Raw genomic sequence first — 22,148 nt, 5'->3', positions numbered from 1 at the left:
TTCTAGTAGTCAGCGAAAATCTCTACTTCGACCTGCCACCACCGGCCGCCCCAACGCCTCGGACATATCCACCAGACGATCGGCCACGATTGTCACCGCACCAGAGGCTGTCTGCGCGATACCGCGCACCACCATCGCCCGCGAATTCACCGCTACCGGTCGAAATCGATTCCACAACCCCGGCGTGCACAGCACATTCACCAGCCCAGTTTCGTCTTCCATGCCCAAAAATGTCACTCCACCAGCGGTCCCTGGACGTTGTCTATGCGTCACGACTCCCGCCACCTCCACCCGTGTTCCGTCAGGCACTGCTTTCAGTTCCGCCGCAGGCACCACTCCACGTTCCTGCAGGTCTGCCCGCAACGCGGCCACCGGGTACTGCCCTGGGGTCACGCCCGTTGCCATCAAATCAGCGGCTGCCAGCTCAAACTCCGTCATGCCGGGCAACGCAGGTGCGTCGGCAAGCGTGAGCCCCGGCAGCATGCCCTCACTTTCCGTTGCCGCCACGCCCGCCGCCCACAGTGCTTGACGACGGTCAATCCCCAGCGACCCAAGTGCCCCTGCGCGTGCCAGTGCTTCCATGCGTCCAACACCCAGCCGAGCTCTGCGGGCGACATCTGCTGCGTCGACAAATGGGCGCGCTGCGACAATGCGCTCCGCCACGTCATTGCCCACACCGGAGATGGCACCGAGCCCTAAGCGAATGCGCCCATCGATGACGCTGGCTTCCACACCTGAAACCGCGATATCCGGACCATCGCAGCCGATACCATGCCGACGGGCATCGGCAATCAACGACTGCGGAGAGTAAAACCCCATGGGCTGAGCACGGAGCAACGCTACACAGAACTCCGCCGGATAGTGGTACTTAAACCAGGCCGAGAAATACACCAAGGAGGCAAACGACTGCGCGTGCGATTCAGGGAAACCGTAGGCGGCAAAGGCCACTATCTTGTTCCACAGTTGTTCCCCGATATCCGCGCCGATTCCGCTGGTGCGCTGCAGCCCAGCCAGAAAGCGGGCATGGAGCGCCTCCATTTTGACTATCGAGCGCTTCGACCCCATGGCGCGGCGCAGCGAATCCGCCTCTGCCCCGCTGAACCCTGCCGCATCGACGGCCATTTGCATCAGCTGCTCTTGAAATAGCGGAATGCCCAGTGTTTTCCCGAGCGACTTCTCCAGCACCGGGTGCTCATAGGTGACCGGCTCGAGCCCATTGCGACGGCGAATGTAGGGGTGCACGCTCCCGCCCTGGATCGGACCTGGGCGAATGAGCGCCACCTCCACCACCAGGTCAAAGAACTCCCTCGGCTTCAGCCTGGGCAAGGTGGCTAGCTGGGCACGCGATTCCACCTGGAACACGCCCACCGCGTCCGCGCGTGCCAGCATCTCGTAGACTTCCGGCTCAGCGACATCTATTTCCCACAGGTTCACTCGGCGCCCATGCTGCTCATAGACCAAGTCAATGCAATGGTGGATGGCTTCCAGCATTCCGAGGCCAAGCAGGTCGAACTTCACCAGCCCCGCTGCAGCGCAGTCATCTTTGTCCCACTGCACTACCGAGCGGCCTTCCATGCGTGCCCATTCCACTGGCACGACATCCGCAATTGGCCGATCACAAATCACCATGCCACCAGAGTGAATTCCTAAGTGACGAGGCTGCCCACGAAGCTGCTCCGCCAGTTGCTGCACCGGCTCCGGCGGACACGCTTCCCGGTCTCCGACCCACGCATCGATAACGCCCGGCGAGTATCCCAGAGCCCGCGCCGCATCGCGCAACGCACCGCGCCGCCGGTAGGTAATAACGTTGGCTACCTGCGCGGCGTTGTCACGACCATATTTTTCATAAACGTACTGAATGACCTCTTCCCTACGGCCGGACTCAATATCTACATCGATATCCGGCGGCCCGTCTCTCTCTGGCGATAGAAACCTCTCGAACAACAACCCGGCACTAATGGGGTCAACATTGGTGATCCCCAGCGCAAAACACACCACCGAGTTAGCGGCCGAACCGCGCCCCTGCGCCAGAATTCCCGCGCGGCGACAGAACTCACAGATGTCGTGCACGATGAGGAAGTAGCCCGGGAAACCCAGCTCTCGAATCACAGTCAGTTCCTTCTCTAACTGTGCCCACGCCCGCGCTTGCACGGAGCCATCCCTCGCTCCATCGACCGGACCATAGCGCCGTCGTGCCCCCGCACGGGCAATCTCCCGCAGCCACGAATCCTCATCGTGTCCTGCAGGCACCTCCCAGCGAGGCAACTCAGGCGCAATGAGATCAAGTGTAAAAGCACACTCACCTGCAATGTCCTGTGTTGCCTGCAGCACCTGCGCCCCCAGATGCCGTGTTGCCGCCGATAGCTCACCCCACGAACGCAACCAAGCTCCGCCTGCGGGCTCCAACCGCGACTCAAACCCGTCTAAGTCCTCCCGCACAGCAAGGGCCTGCTTCGCCCCAGCCAACCGGCTTGCCACAGGTGAGGCTGCCGTCGCAGCCGAGGAAACAACTTCCCGCAGACCATACTTTGCAGCTGCGGCCGAAATAGCCTCCGAATCATCGGCTGCCTGCGCTGTGGGGCTCACACGGTGTTCGAGTGCCACATTCTCCGCACCGAAAGCCGCAATAAGTTCTTCCAGGTCGCCGACCCAGTTAACGTCGGCAAGCACCTGCCAGAAACCACCTGCGGCCTCCCCCAACTTTGGCAGTGGAGGATAGCGGACGACGGACTTCTCCCCTGCCGACATATGCGCATCACACAGCGTGTGGCTCAGGCGCCGATAGCCCTCCGGCCCACGCCCCAGCACCGTGAGGGGACGCTGCGGAAGGCCCAGCTCCGCGCCGATGATTGTGGCGATACCGGCCTCCGCTGCAGCCTCGGCAAAACGAGCAATTCCGTAGAAACCATCGCGATCTGCCAGCCCCAGCACGTTTAACCCCAAACGCGCAGCTTCAGACACCAATTCTTCCGGGTCCGATGCTCCATGGAGGAAAGAATAACTCGAACGACAGTGCAATTCCGCCTTAATATCCGCAGGCGTAAATGACATGCCACCTCTGCCACCAGCGCCGCTTTCCGGAGCTTCAAAAGCCCCAACGATGGAATCTGACAGCTGTCCCCGCCAGCCGTTGAAGCTGCCATTAGGCTGTAGTTTTCCCGAAAATTTACCCGATAGAATACGCTCGATCCGCGACCAACTCAGTGGCCGACCGGACTGCCCCAACTGTCCGTCCGAGATGTTTTCCATGTCATGAACTTTAACCCACCCCACGGACCGCATTCAAACACATTTTCGATTACCACGTGCGTTAAGCATCACCCCCGAACCACATCCGTAAGCCACATCCCAGCCACACTCGACTGTTTAAGCTGAAATTAAATTTTCAGCACTACCTGGGCAAGTGCTAGCCTTAACCCCAGAATTAAAGACAGCTTGGTCTAGTTCTGTATTAAAACTTCAGCTAACAACCCCCATTAAGCAAGGAGACCCCTCAATGAACCTCAAGCGTTTTTCCGCCGGTGTTCTTACTGTTGCATTCGCCGCAACCGGCCTTACTGCCTGCGGCAACTCGGATGATGCCATTCGCATCGGCACCACGGATGCCGGCAAGAAGGCCTGGACCGTATTCGAGCAGAAGGCCTCTGAGCAGGGTATTGAACTGGATGTTCAGAACTTCTCCGACTACCAGACTCCGAACCGCGCACTCGATGAGGGGCAGCTTGACGTCAACCTCTTCCAGCACATCAAGTTCCTGGCTGAGTACAACGTCGGCGCCAAGTCGGACCTGACCCCGATTGGCTCGAGCGAGATTGTCCCGCTGGCACTGTTCTGGAAGGACCACAAGTCGGTTGATGAGCTGGAGAAGGGCACCGAGGTCGTCATCCCGAACGACCCGTCCAACCAGGGGCGCGCGATTAACGTGCTGGTTCAGGCTGGCCTGTTGAAGCTCAAGCAGGATGACCTGCTGACTCCGTCTCCGGCCGACATCGACAAGGAAGCTTCCACGGTCAAGGTTCTGCCGGTGGATGCCGCTCAGACTCCGGCCGCTTACGGCGAGGGCAAGCCGGCCATTATCAATAACTCCTTCTTGGACCGTGCCGGTATCGACCCGAACACCGCCATCTTCCAGGATGACCCGAACTCCACAGAGGCAGAGCCGTACATCAACATCTTTGTCACCAAGGCGGAAAACGCTGACAACCCGAAGTACGCGGAGCTCTCCAAGATCTGGCACTCCGAGGAGGTCCAGGACGCAGTCGCTGAGGACTCCAAGGGCACCTCGGTTCCGGTTGACCGTTCGGCTAAGGAGCTGCAAGAGATTCTGGATCGCGTCGAAGAGCAGCAGCGCGAGCAGAACTAAAGCCACTGCCACTTAAGCACCGCCCAACACCAGGGAACACAGACCAAGGGGCACTGATTCATTCGTGACCAACAAGGGAACGAAGCTCGAATTCCGCGAGCTGAACAAGCAATTCGGCGACGTCACCGCGCTCGCCGACATCAACCTAATCGTTGAACCGGGCGAAATCCTCGGCGTCATCGGTTATTCCGGCGCCGGCAAATCAACACTCATCCGCATGATTAACGGCCTGGAAAAACCAACATCAGGGCAGGTTTTGCTCGATGACACCGACATTGTCGGTATCTCCGAGCGCCAGCTACGGGGTTTGCGCCGCAATATCGGCATGATTTTCCAGCACTTCAACCTCTTCCATTCGCGCAATGCGATTCGCAACGTTGAATACCCGCTGGAACTGGCCGGTATGCCGAAGGCCAAGCGGCGCGCTCGTGCCCAGGAGCTGCTGGAGTTCGTCGGCCTCGGCGACAAGGCGGAGTCCTTCCCAGAGCAGCTCTCGGGTGGACAGAAGCAGCGTGTCGGCATCGCCCGTGCGCTCGCCACCGAACCGACGCTCTTGCTTGCCGACGAAGCCACCTCGGCACTCGACCCGGAAACTACTTCCGGTGTCCTGGATCTGCTGCGTCGCATCAATCGCGAAATGGGTGTCACTATCGTGCTGATTACCCATGACATGTCGGTTGTGCGCGGTATCGCTGACCGCATGGCCATCATGGAAAATGGGCACATCGTCGAAACTGGTACGGTCCACGGGGTCTTTGCCAATCCCAAGACTGAGGTTGGCCGCCGCTTCGCCACCACCGCCCTGCGCGATGTTCCGGTTGGCCGTGAGCGCGATTCGGTGAATCAGTCTGCCGAGAGCGCAGCGGCTCGCCTAGTCACCATCACTATCAATGACGGTGTTGACCTCGGTGCCCTGGCACAGGCCACTAGTGCCCACGGTGTCGCCGCCTCGGTGGCGCACGGTGCGGTCGCCAATGTGCAGGCGAAGTCGTATGGCCGCCTCACTTTGCGGTTGACTCCGCTGCCAGGTGATTCCTCCTCGGATTCCCCTAATTTCGATGCCGCCATTGCTGCTATTTCCGAACTGACACAGGTAGAGGAGCTTGCATCATGATCGGTCTCTTAAACTCTCTGCCATCGGTGAGTGGCAAGGACACCAACTGGGATAGCCTCGGTCCGATGCTGGGCGAGGCATTCGGCCAGACGCTCTACATGGTCTGTGTCGCCATGCTGATTGGCGGTGTCGCAGGTCTGGCAATCGGCGTGCTGCTCTACACCACCCGCGATGGCGGTGTGCTGCGCAACAAGTTTGTTTACCAGGTCCTCAATGTCCTGATTAACTTTGTCCGCCCAATCCCGTTCATCATCTTGGTTACGGCCATCGGCCCACTGACAAAGAGCGTGGTCGGCACCACGATTGGCACCGAAGCCGCCGTGTTCGTCATGTCGATTGCCGCCACCTTCGCCATTGCCCGCCTGGTGGAGCAGAACCTGATGTCCATCGACCCCGGTGTGATTGAGGCCGCTCGAGCAATGGGCGCAAGTCCGTGGCGCATCATTCGCACGGTCGTCGTGCCGGAAGCCCTGGGCCCACTGGTACTTGGCTACACCTTCGCCTTCATCGCCGTGGTCGACATGTCGGCCATGGCCGGCTACATCGGCGGTGGCGGACTGGGTAACTTCGCAATCACCTACGGCTATCAGGCCTTCGACTGGAACGTCACCCTGGTAACAACCCTGGTCATCATCTTCATCGTTCAGTTGGCGCAGATCTTCGGCAACTGGCTATCCAAGAAGATTATGCGCAGGTAGCCGCGCACATTAGCTAGTCACTAGCTAACGGCGGGTTATCTCGACCGCAGCCCAGCCCTTCTTTGACCCTGGAGCATCACCGCAGGAAGACACAACGCCTTCCGTGGTGATTTTCTCCAGGGTCACTTCATATTCCACGACCTGGTCGCGGTCGCTGGGATCGTCGTAAAGCGCGACGACTGCAGTCGCGCCGTCGACGTCAACGCGAGCGACATCGTCTACGCCCCACGCATCTGCTTGACGACGCACAGCCAACTCGGCTGCCTGCCCCTGCGGGGTGTAGATACCACGGCCGCGGCAGCCCTCTGCATGCACGATGCCCCGTTTAGCGTCTTCGATGACCCCCTTGGCGTCCACCGCACTTATCCGCCCAAAGCTGTAATTCCATGGCAGAAGCACGCTCGCCGGCGCGAAGCGGTGCCCCTTAGAATGCGAAGTTTCCCACACCATCTCCGGATAGAGGTTGTGCATCGCCGCAGCGAGCGGGCGACCTTTAATCGCACAGCAGCGGTCACGCTTACCGTGCGTACAGATGAGAAACAGTGGATGGTCGAGACGAGTGGCTCCCTCGGTGGGTTGGCCAAGGCGGATATCCAGAGTCATCAGATCTTCAACATCGGCAACCGTGCGGTGCTCGAGAAAAACCCCAGAACCATCGATTGACTCGCAGTGCGCAATATAGACATTGACACCGTCACACGGTTGCTGCCCGATTCGGCCTGGTTTGCGAATCAGTTGCAGCGCGCCACCGCGTTCAGCCAACCAGGCCTCTACCTGACCGGTAATATCTTTCCCCCACACACCGCCGTCAAAAATATCGTGCGACCAACCGAGTTGGTGCTCCAACGCAATAAAGAGCTTTCCGATCTTCGCGGTACCGGGAAGCGGCTCAGTCATCTGAGCGGAACAGGTGGTATCAAATTTGGCCTGGCTCATACGCCTAAGCGTAATTGAGCGCCTCTACGATTGTGGCTCAGGTCGCAGCGTTCACCCCTGTTTTATTACTATTGTGCAACACTTTGACAACAAATACTTTTGACCTCGGCTTTTACAGTTCAGCTTGTTGAAATTCCGTAATTGCGCACATACCGTCAGACGTATGAATACGAAATCGCTGGATGTTTCGCGCACCCGTACCCGTATCGCGGCATCCCTGTGCCTCGCATTGGGCCTAGCTCTCGGTGCCTGCTCCTCTGACTCCTCCTCAGACTCGGCTGCTGCACTGTCTATGAAAACTGACTCAACCGCTGGCACCTCCGATTTGTCGAGCAGCTCTAGCAGCTCCACTAGCTCGTCCACCGTGGCGCAAACCACCATGGATGACGATGCTGCTCCGGAGGGCGATTTCAACAGCTCCTCCGCAGAAGCTGCTCCTTCCGATGGCGCTTACTTGGGTATTGAAGATGTCCGTGTCGGTTCTCATGATGGCTACGACCGCATTGTCTTTGAGCTCACGGGTGAGGGCACTCCGGGATACTTCGTCCGCTATGAGGATGTGCCGACCCAACAGGGCTCCGGCAAGCCAATTTCTGTCGACGGTGCGGCCAAGCTGGTAATCGACTTGCGGGGCATGGGCTATCCCTTTGATTTCCAGGTGGAGGACTTCCCTTCTGGCCCGGTCAAGCCGACATCGACTTCCGTTATCAAGGAAGTCGTCGGTGCCGGAACCTTCGAGGGGCAAACTCAGTACGTCGTCGGCCTCAAGGGCGATAAGACTCCGTTCAAGGTTTTCTCGCTGAACAATCCGAACCGCCTGGTTATTGACTTCCAGTCGAAGTAACCGGTTTGCCCACCCGCGCCACCGGCGCCTGCCGCGCCTCTACGCGTAGGCTCCCTCGATTCTCCATGCGCCGGCATGCCCTATGAGCAACCAGGCGGCGATGGTGCCGTCATGCGCTACCGCGCGAACCTGCATTCTTGCCGCCCGGCGGGCCTCATCGGGCACCCACCAGCGCTCATCGATGGGCCATGGCCCTGCCCACGATGACACGCGGTATGTTTTCATTCCATGCCGTACCAGAACCGGCTCTGCGGTCATGGTTGCTCGCCCAGTCACGCCCACGGACTGCCCACTGGCATCGAACACCTCCACCTCTGCATTTGCGGCTGCGGGAGTAATTGTCGGGTTGGGTGTAAGAACAGCTCCCGGCCATGACTGATCAACATCCACGGTTTTTGTGGTTTTGGGATTCTCCCCGAAAGCGACAAACCCCACTCTCTCGCCTGGGCCACGCCCGCCTTGCATGATTGGTTGCTGTACTGCCTCTGACCCCAACAACCCCTGCACGCGTTCGGCAGCCCGGCGCGCTTTGGCTCGTGCATCGTCGCTGCCATGCCACAAATCCTGCTTTACAGTACCGGCGGCAACTACGTCCAGTGGCTCTAACTGCAGCTCTATGATTCCACGGCCGTCAGCTCCATCAATTTCCTCGGTGCCTTCAACAGTGCCATCAACAGTGCCATCGCCGCCTCGTGCCTGCTGCCGATTCCTGTTATTCAGCCAGCCATCGAGCTGCCACCGAACTCTGTCAGCCGTAGTCTGTTCCGCCAGTGGCTCAGTGCAGCGCCACACTCTCCGCGTCTCTGAGCCGTCACTAAAATGCGCCACCACCGCCAAGCGATAACACGAATACCCATGGTTAAAAAGCTGTTCATGCAGCTGTCCAGCGAGAAAGCGCGCCACAAATGAGGCCTCATCCACTCGCCGGAGTGGACTCTCCCAAGACTGGTAGCTCGCCACCAATCCCGGCGGTAGGGACCGTGGCGCCACCAACCGCACTTCTCCGTGACAGGCCAAATCATGCCATTTAGCCCCCTGCGTCCCGAACCTGTTGGCTATGTCCCGTTTTGGCAATGCAGCGACATCTCCCAATGTGCGCAGGCCAAGTTCCTGCCACGACTTCGCAAGCTCTGCGGGCATCTCCAGTGCGCTTTCCGCCCTCAGCTCCACCAGAGAGACTCCCTGGCGAAATCTTTTGCCCTCGTTCACCCCTGGAGCCACCAGTACTCCCCGACGCGCTGCCAAAATAGCCGTCACAATATCGTCCGCGAGCCCCAAACGACAGTCAACGCCCGGCACTGCCGCTGCATCGAGCAACTTTTCCAAGGCCACATCCTGACCCCCGTAATAGCGCATCACCCCTCGAGCTGCCACGACCGCCAAGCCTGGACGTAGAGCTTCGACCCCGGCTGCCACCGCCTCCAATCGCTGCAGCACTGGCTCGAATTCCGCAGCGTCGCGCACTGCGCTTTCTTCCACAATCTCCAGCTCCGGACACAACGCTTCCGCATGACGACGACTCTGCCCGCGCCGCACCCCGGCACGGCGCGCACTCGGCGAACAAGCAGCCACTCCGCTATCGCCCACAATCGCCACTGGGGTGAGTGGGTTGGCCTGCGACGTCTCAGACGCTAGATGCGCTGCCTGCACTGGCCAATCAGGAAGCCACAGCGCCACCACACGATTCAATTCCGCCTCGGCCATTAGGACCTCCTCCGCGTGGGAAAGGCCACCACGTTGTTCCGCTCCACCTGTTCGCCCACCCGCCAACGGCACTGCCGTCGCGGAAACCTTGTCCCCGACATACTGACTTGGTAATCCACTGCCCGAATCCGGCCATGCCCAGCACCAAGTCCTGCAACATCAGCAACAGAGCTGGAAATCGTTGACTCCGCCCCCGGCCACTGCTGCCCGACAAAGACCAGAGCACAACCGCTCGTGCGCAGTCGCGCCTGCAGCGGGCGGGCCTGCGACGGCACCGGAGTGCGTGCCAACGAAGCCACCACCAAGTCAACGCCGTCCGCCAACAGCCCAATTACCTCAAGTGGCCGCATCCCAGGATCTGGCACGCAGATGATGTTCGATAACTTCCCACCCAACTCCACAACGGAGAGCAACCCCTGCTCGGAGAGCCCCACTAAAGCAACATGACCTGTCTTCGTAGCTTCCGCGATTAGGCCCGCCAACACTACACCGGGCTGTCCAATGACACTGACGGCCCCTTTTCGCACTGCTCCCGCCAATGTTTTTTCCAACGCCACCGGCACCGGCAGAGCCTCACCGAGCCCAAAGGTTTCACCCGTTACAGCCCCGCCAGACTGGACTGCCATCGCCTGCCGCAATGCGGCAATAGTCTGTTCCTTAGACTGCCCTGCAGCAATATTGACCGCCGTTGTCATTTCCTGTTCCACCTCATCCCGCTATCGTCTTACTGCCATACCCACTATGAACCTTGCTCGAATATTCTTTCCCAACGAGCGGATTAAACACTACCCTAAATAGCACGTACGTTCGATATTAATGTGCGAAGAAAAGCGCCGCACATCACCGCGCGACGCTCTCAAACTCAGCCGAGCACTACATTGCGTACTACTTAGGCCTTCACATCCAGGACTACATCGAACTCGAGCAGATCAGCCGACGACGATACCGGCTTGCGCTTTTCGCCCTCGTGCGAGGCCTTGAAAGCATGACCACCACGCCAGCTCTGATATGCCTCCTCGCTCTCCCACTCGGTAAAGACGAAGTAACGGCTCTCCCCCGCAGTTGGACGCAGCAGCTGAAAACCAATGAAACCCGGCACATCGGTCATCTTTGAAGAGTTAGCGGAAAAGCGACGTTCGAGCTCTTCTCCTGCGCCCTCAGGAACCGTAATAGCGTTAATTTTTACAATGCTCATATCCATAACACTAGCCACACAGCATTCAACAATCTATAGTTCTTCCACTACTACAGTGAAGAACTATGACTGAACGCTGCCAACACCAACCCTCTTCAGGTTCTTACCAAGACGCGGCCCAACGCACGACAAAATTTATCAATAGCCCCGTGCGGCTGGGGACAGCAATTGGCGTCACCACCGCAGTGATCGCACTGCTCGCGCTGCTTAAAGCCCACATCATCGGCTCCATTGGCTGGTGGATTATGATAGCGCTTTTACTGGTGCTCATCGGCGCCACTCTTTTCGCGCACCAGGCAAAAACATCCACCAAAGAAACTCGGCCGTCCTATTTCACCGAGCCGATGCGCGAGTCACCAAACGACATCTCTTGGAATAGCAGTGTCAGCGTGCTGCTGATGTTCCCCGGCGCATGGATTATTGCTGCCGTCGCCGAACGCATCTCCTCTACACCGGTCGCCTGCATAGTGACCCTAGTTCTGGCCGCCATCACCGCTACCTGCGCAATCCTGCCGCGGCAATTCGGGTTCCTCCCGCTGGCCGCACAACTTCCCGACAACTTCGCCCAGCACTGCCCCTATCCTGCCGACTCACCAGAGGCCCGCATCCTCGCTGTTCTCGCCACCGCACGTCTACGCGACAGCTACGTCTTCTTCACCGACCAGCTCCCGTATTTCGCCATGCTTGACGACGATGACGTGAGCGCAGCCCTCCACACGCTCGTGGCCGATAGGCGCATCACCATCGCCAAGAACAATTCGGCCCTGACGGAAAAAGGCCGTGCCCGCGAGTTTGCACAACTCACAGACACGGCCCTTGCCAACTAGTGGCTTACTCCCACTCAATGGTTCCCGGCGGCTTGGAAGTCACATCCAGAACCACTCGGTTGACCTCTGGTACTTCGTTGGTGATACGAGTGGAGATTTTCTCCAGCGTATCGTAGGGAACGCGAGTCCAGTCAGCGGTCATCGCGTCCTCAGAGGAAACCGGACGCAGCACGATTGGGTGGCCATAAGTACGGCCATCGCCCTGAACACCGACCGAGCGGACGTCGGCAAGCAGGACGACCGGGCACTGCCAGACAACCTCGTCCATACCTGCGGCCGTCATTTCCTCGCGCGCAATAGCGTCGGCGCGACGAAGGGTGTCCAGACGCTGTTCATCAACAGCGCCGATGATGCGGATGCCGAGACCCGGACCCGGGAACGGCTGGCGAGCAACGATTTCCTCCGGCAGCCCCAGCTCGCGGCCGACCGCACGAACCTCGTCCTTGAACAGCAGACGCAGCGGCTCAACGAGGGTGAACTCGACGTCATCCGGCAGACCACCGACATTGTGGTGACTCTTAATGTTGGCGGTGCCAGAACCGCCGCCAGACTCGACCACATCCGGGTACAGAGTGCCCTGAACCAGGAAGTCCACGGTCTCCCCCTCCGGAGCGCCTTCCAGCGCCTGTGCAACAGCGCGCTCGAAGGAACGGATGAACTCACGGCCGATGGTCTTGCGCTTGGTCTCCGGATCAGTGATCCCCGCCAGGGCATCCAGGAAGATCTTGGAATCGTCGACGGTGATCAGCTTCGCACCAGTTGCGGCAACGAAATCCTTCTCAACCTGCTCGCGCTCCCCCTGGCGCAGCAGCCCGTGGTCGACGAAGACGCAGGTCAGGCGGTCACCAATAGCGCGCTGTACAAGCGCGGCAGCAACTGCGGAGTCAACACCGCCGGACAAACCGCAGATTGCGCGGCCGGTCTCACCGACCTGGTTACGAACCTGCTCAATGAGCTCTTCCGCGATATTAGCGGCAGTCCAGTCCGGCTCGAGGCCAGCAACTTTGTACAGGAACTGCTCCAATACCTTCTGGCCGTACGGCGAGTGGTTGACCTCCGGGTGGTACTGCACACCGGCCATGCGCTTGTCCAAGCACTCGAAAGCCGCCACCGGAGCCCCCTTGGTGGAAGCCGTAACGGTGAAGCCCTCCGGCGCCTTAGACACCGCGTCACCGTGGCTCATCCACACCTCGTGCGTCTCCGGCACACCAGCATGAGCAACACCGCCACCGTCGACGATGTTCAGCTGCGTGCGACCGTACTCACGGTCACCGGTAGCAGCAATGGTGCCACCGAGAGCCTCAGTCATAGCCTGGAAACCGTAGCAAATGCCGAACACCGGAATGCCCAGCTCAAGCCACTCTGGGTTGAGCTTCGGAGCGCCTTCGGCGTAGGCACTGGACGGACCGCCGGACAGCACCAGCGCGGCCGGGTTCTTGGCCTTAATTTCTTCAGTCGTCGCATCATGCGAGACCACTTCGGAATAAATTTTTGCCTCACGCACACGTCGCGCGATGAGCTGCGCATACTGCGCACCGAAGTCCACGACGAGGACGGGCTTAGTCACCTGTTCAGACACGCCCTAAAGCTTATCAAGACTTACGGATCGCAGGCATACCCAGGTTCAGTGCGGCCGGAGCGTCTGTCGGCACAGCCGGGCTCACCGGAGCGATTGGCTCCAGACGCGCATAGGGCTCCCCCTGAGCCGGACGCTGATCTTCCTCGCCTTTATTCGGCCACAGCGATGTTGCACGTTCCGCATTCGCGGAAATCGACAGCGATGGGTTTACACCCGGGTTGGCAGCCATTGCCGAACCGTCGTGAATCGAGAGCGTCGGGTAGCCCCACACGCGCAGGTACGGGTCGACTACGCCGTTTTCCGGCGAATCCGAAATCGTCGCGCCACCAATGAAGTGGGCAGTCAAAGGGATATTTGCCAACTCACCGATAGTGCCACCAGACAGCACACGACCATTCCGACCACGCACATTGAGCTTGTCCGCCGCACGTTGCGTAGCTTCGTTACCAGACGGAATCCACGTCGGATTCGGCTCGCCCTCGCCCTGCTTACTCATCAGGAAACGCACCGGCCCGATCTTTTGCAGGTACGTGGTAATCGAGTTGTCGCGATTCTGCATCACCAAGGAAATCACGGTGCGCTGCGACCACTTTCGCAGATTCACGAGCTGCGCCAAGTAGTTAGGGTGCTTTGCGACGGTCCCCACCGCCTGTAGCCAACGCGGAGTCCGACGATCTCCTTCGGTCATAATCATCTGCAGCATTGCGATGGCATTAGAGCCCTTGCCGTAGCGCACTGGCTCGATATGGGTGTCCTCATCTGGGAAGAACGACGAAGTAATAGCGACACCATTGGAGAAGTCATTTTCCGGGTCGACCTTCGTGCCCATCGCACCCAAAATAGCCTCAGAGTTGGTGCGCGTCAGCTTGCCCAAAGTCTTCGGCATCAGTGGCAAGTGCCCATCGGCCTGCTGCCGGTGCAGCAGATTCTGGGTTCCCCAAGCACCGGCGGCGAGAATGACGCGCTTAGCCTTAAACTGCTGCTTACCCTTAGCTACCCAACGGCCAGTACGCTCAGTGTCAATAACCCAGGAACCATCAGCCTGAGGGTGCAGCCCGGTAACGGTAGTGCGGTCAAAGACCTGCGCACCAAACTTCTCCGCCAAGTAGAGGTAGTTTTTGACCAGGGTGTTCTTGGCATTGTGGCGGCAACCAGTCATGCACTCACCGCATTCCGTACATGCAGTGCGGTCCGGGCCAACCCCACCGAAGTAAGGATCGGAAACTGTTTGCCCCGGTGCACCCTGACCACCAGTCTTGGCACCGAAGAACACACCCACGGGAGTCGAGCGGAATGTATGGCCCACACCCATATCTTCGGCTACCTCACGCATGACGACGTCGGCAGGCGTGTTGGATGGGTTGGTGACTACACCCAGCATGCGAGACGCATTGTCGTAGTGCGGAGTGAGTTCCGATTCCCAGTCAGTGATGTGCGCCCACTGACGGTGCTGGAAGTACTCGGTGCCCGGCTTATACAGAGTATTGGCGTAGTTGAGGGAACCACCACCGACGCCCGCACCAGCGAGAATCATGACGTCTTTCAACATGTGCACACGCTGGACACCAAAGAGACCCAGCTTCGGCGCCCACAGGTACTTGTGAAGCCGCCAGCTGTTTTTGGCAAAGTCTTTATCTTCGAATCGTCGACCAGCTTCAAGAACTGCCACTCGGTAGCCTTTTTCAGTCAACCGCAAGGCAGAAACGGAACCACCGAAACCGGAACCGACGATTACAACATCGAAATCGGGTTGTTTACTCATGGGAAAAGCCACCTTCGCTAAGGGCGTAACGCTAATGCGCGGAACATATGTTCCTAACCCTAAGCGGAGGTGGCTTTTCAGTAAGGTAGTTTCACGAAAAAACTATCCGATTACTTTAACTAAAAACCCTTTGGACGTACCGATAGCTCAACGCGGTGGAAGGACTTCAGGTCGGTAAAACCGCACTTGGCCATTGCGCGGCGCAGGCCGCCGGCGAGATTGCGATCACCGAACGGCGAGGCGGACGGCCCAAACAAAGCCTCTTCCAGGCTGACCAGTTCCCTCTCATCTTCGACGACCTGCCACACGGCACCGCGCGGGTACTTCGGGTGTGCCGCGACAGACGGCCAGGCGTAGCCCTGCCCCGGAGCTTCATTGACGGTTGCCAGCACGCTGGACAGCGCCACAGCATCTGCGCCACAAGCGATTGCCTTAGCAATGTCCCCGGCGGTATCGATGCCACCATCAGCAATGATGTGGACGTAGCGCCCCTCGGTCTCATCGAGGTAGTCCTTACGAGCAGCTGCGGCATCGGCAATAGCGGTGGCCATTGGTACGTCGATGCCGAGCGCACCCGGGGACGTCGTAAAGCCCGTACCGACAATCACACCAGCGGCACCGGTGCGCATCATGTGCAGCGCAGTCTGGTAGTCGACGACACCGCCGACGATAACTGGGACATCCAGGCTGCCGATGAAGTCCTTGAGGTTCAGCGGCTCACCCTGAGCAGTGACATGCTCTGCAGAAATCAGTGTGCCCTGGATAACCAACAAGTCGATGCCAGCCTTGATAGCCAGCGGAGCCAGCTCACGGGCGTGCTGCGGGGAGACACGAACTGCAGTAATCGCACCGGTTGCACGAATCTCCTTGATGCGCTCGACCAGCAGATCGGTGTCAATCGGAGCAGAGTGCAGTTCCTGCAGCTTGCGATTCACTGCCTCGGAGTCGAGCTTGGTGGTGGCGTTCTTTGCCAGCTCCACCAACTCGGCAATCTTGTCCTGCGCATCGGTGTGGCGAGCCCAAATGCCCTCGGCATTGAGAACCGCCAAACCACCCAGACGAGCAAATTCAGCGACGGATTCCGGGCTGGCGATGGCATCCGTCGGATGCATCATCATCGGTAGTTCGAAATCATAGGCATCAATTCGCCAGGAGGTATCGACGTCCTTGGATGACCGGGTACGACGAGTCGGAACGAGTGCAATATCGTCCAACTCGTAGGTCCGGCGTGCCTCGCGGCCAATACCGATTTCAACGATGTCGCGCATGAGCTTGCCTCACATGCCCTTTCCGTGGAATTTAACTCGACTAAGTCAGTCTAGCGCTGGTAGTAGTTCGGCGCTTCGACAGTCATCTGGATATCGTGCGGGTGCGACTCGCGCAGACCGGCAGCGGTAATCTGGACGAACTGTGCGTCGTGCAGCTGTTCGACGGTTGCAGAACCGGTGTAGCCCATAGCGGCGCGCAGGCCACCGACCAGCTGGTGAACAATGGAGTCGATGCTGCCGCGGAACGGAACACGGCCCTCGATGCCCTCTGGAACCAGCTTCTCTTCGCTCTTGACATCAGCCTGGAAGTAGCGGTCCTTAGAGTAGGAGCGCTTCTCGCCGGTCAGGCCACGGCCCTGCATGGCGCCCAGCGAGCCCATGCCGCGATACATCTTGTACTGCTTGCCGTTGACGAAGGTCACCTCACCTGGCGCCTCAGCGGTGCCGGCCAACATCGAGCCGAGCATGACGGAGGATGCGCCGGCGGCCAGAGCCTTGGCGATATCGCCGGAGAACTGCATACCGCCGTCGGCGATAATCGGAACGCCGGCCTTCTTAGCGGCGACGGAAGCTTCCATGATGGCGGTGATCTGTGGCGCGCCGACACCTGCGACAACGCGGGTGGTACAAATCGAGCCCGGGCCGATACCGACCTTGATGGCATCCGCACCAGCGTCAATCATCGCCTGTGCAGCACCACGGGTCGCCAGGTTGCCGCCGATAATCTGGATGTTCTCGCCGAATTCCTTCTTAACGCGGGAGACCATCTCAAGCACGCCGGTGTTGTGAGCGTGAGCGGTGTCCACCACAAGCACGTCAACTCCAGCATCAGCCAGTGCGTGTGCACGCTTCCAGGAATCCTCACCGGTACCGATACCAGCACCGACCAGCAGTCGACCAGAGCCATCCTTAGAAGCGTTCGGGTACTGATCCTTCTTGACGAAGTCCTTAACAGTAATCAGGCCAGTCAGACGACCTTCACCATCGACGATTGGCAGCTTCTCGACCTTGTGGGCGCGCAGCAGGTTCAGAGCCGCATCGCCGGACACACCCTGTTCCGCCACGACAAGTGGCATCGGGGTCATAATCTCGGAGACCTTGCGGTTCAAATCTGCCTCGAAGCGCATGTCGCGGTTGGTGCAGATACCGACTAGCTTGCCGTCCTTGTCCACAACCGGCAGACCGGAGATGCGGTAGCGAGCGCACTTGGCGTCCACGTCAGCGATGGTGTCTTCCGGGGAGCAGGTCACCGGGTCGGATACCATGCCGGCCTCAGAGCGCTTCACAATCTCAACCTGCTGAGCCTGGTCCTCAATGGACAGGTTGCGGTGCAAAATGCCCATGCCGCCCTGGCGGGCCATGGCGACGGCCATGCGAGCTTCGGTGACGGTGTCCATAGCGGCGGACACGATTGGAATGTTCAGACGCAGTTCACGAGTCAGCTGCGTAGAGGTATCAACAGCGGAGGGGATAACGTCCGAAGCGTCCGGCAGCAGCAGGACATCATCGAATGTAAGGCCGACTAGTGGAATCTTGTTGGGATTGTCTCCGCCGAGGCTAATTCCCGTGGGGTTGGTCATGGACTCCTCCTGCTCCACCCTTGCCGACATCCGGCCAGGGGCGCTATCGCTTCGTGGTTGCCAAACGTTATATACAGGGTAGTCCCTAAGTGATGAAACGCGACAATTAGGCGGAGCGACAGGTGCCCGACAAGGGTTAGCCAAAAGCTAGCTGAGGGTTATACCAAGGTGAACTAAACCCCAACTAAGTGCATTGCCAATCGTCGGGATTGCCGTACAGAGCTGTTACGGTAGTGATTGTGAACCACAACTTTTTCTCATCCATGCCGCGGGATCCGTTCGAAGGAGATCCCAATGACCCGGCAAGCTTCCTCGAGCCGGATGAGCCTTTCGCGCCGTTGACAGACCAGGAACGTCGGGAAGTTCTTGAAGACCTTTCCGCCGTTCGCCTATTTCGTACTGCACTGAGTCCAGAGGGACTGCTTGGCGTGTGCATGCTGTGTGAGGACTGCGGTGACGAGCACTTTTATAACTGGGATGTACTGGAAAATCACTACTTGATGCTTCTGTCAGGCCAGGAGTCCCCAGTCCACGAGCCGCAGTTCGACCCGGACCGAACCCGCTACGCCCCATGGGAATACTGCGCAGGCTTTGTCGACGGTCTGCGTTCGCGCCGACCTGGTCGTTTCTAAAAATTTGATAAGAGTTTGACGGAATTGTTTGCACAGTATCCCGGTTAGCCTCCTGGGGTTTACCAACCGTTCATTGTTGGCCTCCACACTTGAGCTCACTGCTTCAAGAAAGCTCAGTGAAGGAGACATCAAATCCGATGACGTACATCGACCACTTGCCCGGGCCCAATGCAGATTTGTGGGATTGGCAGCTGCACGGCTCTTGCCGCGGGCAGGACTCCGCAACTTTCTTCCACCCGGAAGGCGAGCGCGGACGCGCACGCAGCCTCCGCGAAGCCCGCGCGAAGGCTATCTGCCGTTCTTGCCCCGTTCTCATGCAGTGCCGTAGTCACGCACTCAAGGTTGGTGAACCATACGGCGTGTGGGGTGGTCTCAGCGAGTCTGAGCGAAATGAGATCCTTCGAGCTAAGCCGGCTGCACGCGAGCGCGAACTTGAACGCGTTCTGGTCACTGCCATGTAGGTTCTCTGCTCTTTCGGCCTCCAGCTAACTTACATAGAAACAAAAGTGCTCCCCACCCTTCGATTGAAAGGCAGGGAGCATTTCGCGTACTAGCAACTAGTGCACTAGCTCATTAGCGATTAGTGAGCGTGATCGTGCTCCGGCTCCTCTTCCGGCTTGTCCACAACGGAAGCCTCGGTAGTCAGCAGCATGCGTGCCACGGAGGTTGCGTTGACGACTGCGGAGTGAGTGACCTTGACCGGGTCGATGACACCGGACTCAATCAGGTTCTCGTAGGTGTCGGTAGCAGCGTTGTAGCCGTTGCCATTCTCCTGCTCGCCGATGTGGTAGACGACGACTGCGCCATCCTTACCAGCGTTCTCTGCAATCCAGAAAGCCGGACGGGTCAGAGCCTTGGCAACTGCGCGAACACCGACTGCCTCGTCTCCCTCAAACTCGTCGGCAAATGCCTCGAGTTCACGGGAAATCTGCACCAGCACGGAACCGCCACCGGCGATAACGCCTTCCTGGGCTGCTGCACGAGCAGCGTTGATGGCATCCTCGACGCGCAGCTTGCGCTCGTTGACCTCGGTCTCGGTAGCAGCGCCAACCTTAATGACAGCCACGCCGCCAGAGAGCTTCGCCAGACGCTCTTCCAGCTTCTCGCGGTCCCAGTCAGAGTCGGTGCGTTCAATCTCGGCACGAATCTGGTTACGACGCTCTTCCACAGCCTCAGCGGTGCTAGCACCGTCAACCAGGACGGTCTCATCCTTGGTAATGGTGATGCGGCGCGCATTACCCAGCACCTCAAGTCCAACGTCCTTGAGCTGCATGCCGGTGTCAGCCGTAACGACGGTCGCACCAGTGACAACTGCCAGGTCATCCATGAATGCCTTACGACGGTCACCGAAGTACGGTGCCTTCACTGCGGCAACCTTCAAGGTCTTGCGCATAGCGTTGATGACCAGCGCGGACAGAGCCTCGCCCTCGATATCCTCAGCCATAATCAGAGTCGGCTTGCCGGACTCGGCAATCTTCTCCAAAATCGGCAGGAACTCTGGCAGGGAGGAAATCTTCTCGCGGACCAGCAGGACCTGTGCACCGTCGAGAATTGCCTGCTGAGCCTCAACGTCGGTGATGAAGTACGGCGACAGGAAGCCCTTATTAAAGGACACGCCCTCAGTCACGGACAGCTCAGTGGCAATCGACTGCGACTCTTCAACAGAGACGACGCCGTCCTTGCCAACCTTGTCCATAGCACCTGCAACCAGGTCACCGATTTCAGTGTCACGCGAGGAAACGGTTGCCACCTGTGCGATGGCAGCAGAGCTGCTCACCGGGGTGGCACGCTGCTTCAGCAGTTCAACAGCCTTATCAGATGCAGCGTGGATACCGCGGTTCAGGGAAACCGGGTTTGCGCCAGCTGCAACATTGCGCAGACCCTCGTGGACCAGCGCCTGTGCCAGCAGCGTTGCGGTAGTAGTGCCGTCACCGGCAACGTCATTGGTCTTGACCGCAACAGACTTAACCAACTGAGCGCCGAGGTTCTCGAACGGATCCTCAACGTCGATGTCGCGGGCGATGGTCACACCGTCATTGGTGACCAGCGGACCACCGAAAGCCTTGTCCAGGACAACGTTGCGACCCTTCGGGCCAAGCGTGACCTTGACTGCGTCGGCAAGCGTGTCCACACCGCGCTTGAGGCCTTCGCGAGCCTCTTCGTTAAAAGCAATAAGCTTCGCCATGTGTGGGTACGTCCTCCCTTTAGTTCTCGATAACAGCCAGGATGTCGCGCTGCGACAGCAGCAGGTACTCCTCGCCCTGGTACTTCAGCTCAGTGCCGCCGTACTTGGAGAAGATGACGATGTCACCCTCCTTGACGTCCATAGGAATGCGGTCATCGTCATCGGCCCAGCGACCCGGACCAACTGCAATAACGGTGGCCTCCTGCGGCTTCTCCTTAGCGGAGTCCGGGATAACCAGGCCGGAAGCCGTGGTGGTCTCTGCTTCGTTGATCTGGACGAGGACGCGGTCCTCCAGCGGCTTGATGTTGACGTTCGCCACGATGAATTCCTCCATACATGCGGTGATGTGATGTTCTTGTGCCGGTTGGTCTGCCGTGCACAGCCGTCGTCGCGGGTGAACAACTGTGTGTCAAACAACCTTCGTTAGCACTCTACCCCTGCAAGTGCTAACACTCAACAATAGTGAGCGCTAATGCTAGTTAGTCAGCTTGTCGGGGTTGCAAGCCATCCGATCGAACACCGTAACCGTCATTCCGTGTTCTTCGATGTATTCATCGCTAAAGCAGGGACCGCCCGAGCCGGTTGTGTAACGACTGTCTGGCTCCCTCCTTTGCCAGGCACCTTCGTCCCATTGGTAAACCACCAGTCCACCACTGTTTGCGCGTCCACCCAGTGCCCACCATCCGTCACAGGCGACGACCGTAAAGTTCTCCTCCGTAGTCGGGAACGCCGATGTCTCGCAATCCCCACTAATCGGATACTCAGAGCTAGCCGTACTCGTGGTTTCCTTCTTCTTGGTCGTCGTCTTTGTCGACGTCGTGGTCTCTGACCCCTCGCATGCTGTCACCGCATTCTGGAAACCAACCGGGGCGCCTTCTCGCTTCAGCCGGTCCATGTCGAAGCAAGCGTAGTCACTGGGCGATTGTGTCCCGTGGCGCTCGTATTCAGCCCATCCCGAACCGTCCCAGCGCCACGCGCCGAATCCACCGGTGCCTTCAACCCCAGTCACAGCCCACTGGCCATCACAAAAATGAACAACGAATCGACTTGCATCATTGACGAAAGCCGATGCCGCACAGCGTTCCTTCTTGGTCTTCTCCGGCGACTTCACCTTCACGGTCTCCGTCGCAGTCGCGGTAACAGTACGCTTCGGCGCTGCTTCATCCTTGGCGCCTGCACCAAGCCACTGTTCACCTCGACCCCTCACAACTAGGTAAAGCACCGCCGCTACAGCGACAATCAAAACAAGCAGCAGCGTGACCATCGCCCATAACACTCCCCGACCACGACCGCGCTGATCTTCACCTTGCGGTGCTTGCGACTGTGGTGCAAACAGCTCAGTCTGATCTTGCGAATTATCGGATGGCTGAAGCTCCCACTCGCTGTAGTCTTTACTCATTTTTGGGCAAGCGCTTTCCTGTAGTTGTTCTGCAATCGACGACAGAGAAACAAGTCATAGTC

Annotated in this window: 19 protein-coding genes; 7 read left to right on the top strand and 12 right to left on the bottom strand. The window is 58.9% G+C overall.

The window, feature by feature from the left end:
* Nucleotides 1-9: 9 nt before the first annotated feature.
* On the bottom strand, nt 10-3,249 hold the full coding sequence (locus ADA16_RS08135; RefSeq protein WP_048760762.1) for an error-prone DNA polymerase: 3,240 nt from the start codon (nt 3,247-3,249) through the stop codon (nt 10-12).
* A gap of 247 nt (nt 3,250-3,496) precedes the next feature.
* On the opposite strand from ADA16_RS08135, the gene ADA16_RS08130 reads away from it, so the two are divergent.
* The 3 genes from ADA16_RS08130 (at nt 3,497) to ADA16_RS08120 (ending at nt 6,175) form a co-directional block, all read left to right on the top strand.
* Nucleotides 3,497-4,363, top strand: a complete 867-nt coding sequence (locus ADA16_RS08130; RefSeq protein WP_048760761.1) for a MetQ/NlpA family ABC transporter substrate-binding protein — start codon at nt 3,497-3,499, stop codon at nt 4,361-4,363.
* Nucleotides 4,364-4,427: 64 nt separating this feature from the next.
* Nucleotides 4,428-5,477 carry a methionine ABC transporter ATP-binding protein gene (locus ADA16_RS08125; protein ID WP_048760759.1) on the top strand — a complete coding sequence of 350 codons (1,050 nt, stop codon included), beginning with the start codon at nt 4,428-4,430 and terminating at the stop codon, nt 5,475-5,477.
* Between the two features lie 65 nt (nt 5,478-5,542).
* Nucleotides 5,543-6,175: a methionine ABC transporter permease gene (locus ADA16_RS08120; protein WP_239659413.1), complete on the top strand. Its 633-nt coding sequence runs from the start codon at nt 5,543-5,545 to the stop codon at nt 6,173-6,175.
* Between the two features lie 24 nt (nt 6,176-6,199).
* Here the strand turns inward: ADA16_RS08120 and ADA16_RS08115 are convergent, their stop codons facing one another.
* Nucleotides 6,200-7,111: a sucrase ferredoxin gene (locus ADA16_RS08115; RefSeq protein WP_048760752.1), complete on the bottom strand. Its 912-nt coding sequence runs from the start codon at nt 7,109-7,111 to the stop codon at nt 6,200-6,202.
* Nucleotides 7,112-7,274: 163 nt separating this feature from the next.
* Here ADA16_RS08115 and ADA16_RS08110 point away from each other — a divergent pair, with 163 nt between their 5' ends.
* Nucleotides 7,275-7,955, top strand: coding sequence for an AMIN-like domain-containing (lipo)protein (locus ADA16_RS08110; protein WP_048760751.1), 681 nt, complete (start codon nt 7,275-7,277; stop codon nt 7,953-7,955).
* Between the two features lie 39 nt (nt 7,956-7,994).
* Here the strand turns inward: ADA16_RS08110 and ADA16_RS08105 are convergent, their stop codons facing one another.
* From ADA16_RS08105 to ADA16_RS08095, 3 genes are all read right to left on the bottom strand, one after another.
* The gene (locus tag ADA16_RS08105) at nt 7,995-9,659 is read right to left on the bottom strand and encodes a Y-family DNA polymerase (RefSeq protein WP_048760749.1); all 1,665 of its coding nucleotides are present in this window, start codon (nt 9,657-9,659) and stop codon (nt 7,995-7,997) included.
* Nucleotides 9,659-10,354, bottom strand: coding sequence for a hypothetical protein (locus ADA16_RS08100; protein ID WP_048760747.1), 696 nt, complete (start codon nt 10,352-10,354; stop codon nt 9,659-9,661). The genes ADA16_RS08105 and ADA16_RS08100 overlap by 1 nt, the downstream gene beginning before the upstream one ends.
* A 194-nt stretch (nt 10,355-10,548) precedes the next feature.
* Complete coding sequence (locus ADA16_RS08095; RefSeq protein WP_048760991.1) at nt 10,549-10,854, bottom strand: antibiotic biosynthesis monooxygenase family protein; 306 nt, start codon at nt 10,852-10,854, stop codon at nt 10,549-10,551.
* Between the two features lie 65 nt (nt 10,855-10,919).
* On the opposite strand from ADA16_RS08095, the gene ADA16_RS08090 reads away from it, so the two are divergent.
* The gene (locus ADA16_RS08090; protein ID WP_048760745.1) at nt 10,920-11,681 is read left to right on the top strand and encodes a hypothetical protein; all 762 of its coding nucleotides are present in this window, start codon (nt 10,920-10,922) and stop codon (nt 11,679-11,681) included.
* 4 nt (nt 11,682-11,685) lie between these two features.
* Here the strand turns inward: ADA16_RS08090 and guaA are convergent, their stop codons facing one another.
* The 4 genes from guaA to guaB all read right to left on the bottom strand — a co-directional run bounded on the left by guaA (nt 11,686) and on the right by guaB (nt 17,870).
* Nucleotides 11,686-13,260, bottom strand: a complete 1,575-nt coding sequence (gene guaA, locus ADA16_RS08085; protein ID WP_048760743.1) for a glutamine-hydrolyzing GMP synthase — start codon at nt 13,258-13,260, stop codon at nt 11,686-11,688.
* A 13-nt stretch (nt 13,261-13,273) separates the two neighbouring features.
* Entirely contained in the window at nt 13,274-15,022 is a 1,749-nt protein-coding gene (locus ADA16_RS08080) for an FAD-dependent oxidoreductase (protein WP_048760741.1), read from the bottom strand.
* A 119-nt stretch (nt 15,023-15,141) separates the two neighbouring features.
* On the bottom strand, nt 15,142-16,290 hold the full coding sequence (locus ADA16_RS08075) for a GuaB3 family IMP dehydrogenase-related protein (RefSeq protein WP_048760740.1): 1,149 nt from the start codon (nt 16,288-16,290) through the stop codon (nt 15,142-15,144).
* Nucleotides 16,291-16,340: 50 nt separating this feature from the next.
* Complete coding sequence (gene guaB, locus ADA16_RS08070) at nt 16,341-17,870, bottom strand: IMP dehydrogenase (protein ID WP_048760988.1); 1,530 nt, start codon at nt 17,868-17,870, stop codon at nt 16,341-16,343.
* A gap of 263 nt (nt 17,871-18,133) precedes the next feature.
* On the opposite strand from guaB, the gene ADA16_RS08065 reads away from it, so the two are divergent.
* Together ADA16_RS08065 and ADA16_RS08060 are read left to right on the top strand one after the other, a co-directional pair.
* Nucleotides 18,134-18,502: a DUF5319 domain-containing protein gene (locus tag ADA16_RS08065; RefSeq protein ID WP_048760980.1), complete on the top strand. Its 369-nt coding sequence runs from the start codon at nt 18,134-18,136 to the stop codon at nt 18,500-18,502.
* 137 nt (nt 18,503-18,639) lie between these two features.
* Nucleotides 18,640-18,963 carry a WhiB family transcriptional regulator gene (locus tag ADA16_RS08060; RefSeq protein WP_016422117.1) on the top strand — a complete coding sequence of 108 codons (324 nt, stop codon included), beginning with the start codon at nt 18,640-18,642 and terminating at the stop codon, nt 18,961-18,963.
* A gap of 119 nt (nt 18,964-19,082) precedes the next feature.
* Here the strand turns inward: ADA16_RS08060 and groL are convergent, their stop codons facing one another.
* The 3 genes from groL to ADA16_RS11410 all read right to left on the bottom strand — a co-directional run bounded on the left by groL (nt 19,083) and on the right by ADA16_RS11410 (nt 22,086).
* Nucleotides 19,083-20,687 (bottom strand): chaperonin GroEL, encoded by a 1,605-nt coding sequence (gene groL / locus ADA16_RS08055; RefSeq protein ID WP_048760737.1) that lies wholly within the window; start codon nt 20,685-20,687, stop codon nt 19,083-19,085.
* 19 nt (nt 20,688-20,706) lie between these two features.
* On the bottom strand, nt 20,707-21,006 hold the full coding sequence (gene groES, locus ADA16_RS08050; RefSeq protein ID WP_005510054.1) for a co-chaperone GroES: 300 nt from the start codon (nt 21,004-21,006) through the stop codon (nt 20,707-20,709).
* A 156-nt stretch (nt 21,007-21,162) separates the two neighbouring features.
* A complete protein-coding gene (locus ADA16_RS11410; protein ID WP_239659403.1) occupies nt 21,163-22,086 on the bottom strand; it encodes a hypothetical protein in 924 nt (307 codons plus the stop codon).
* Nucleotides 22,087-22,148: the final 62 nt, after the last annotated feature.

This window comes from Corynebacterium vitaeruminis, assembly GCF_001054325.1.
In the GTDB taxonomy this organism is placed as follows: Bacteria; Actinomycetota; Actinomycetes; order Mycobacteriales; family Mycobacteriaceae; genus Corynebacterium; species Corynebacterium vitaeruminis_A.
This window is presented reverse-complemented; position numbering and strand designations above follow the sequence as displayed.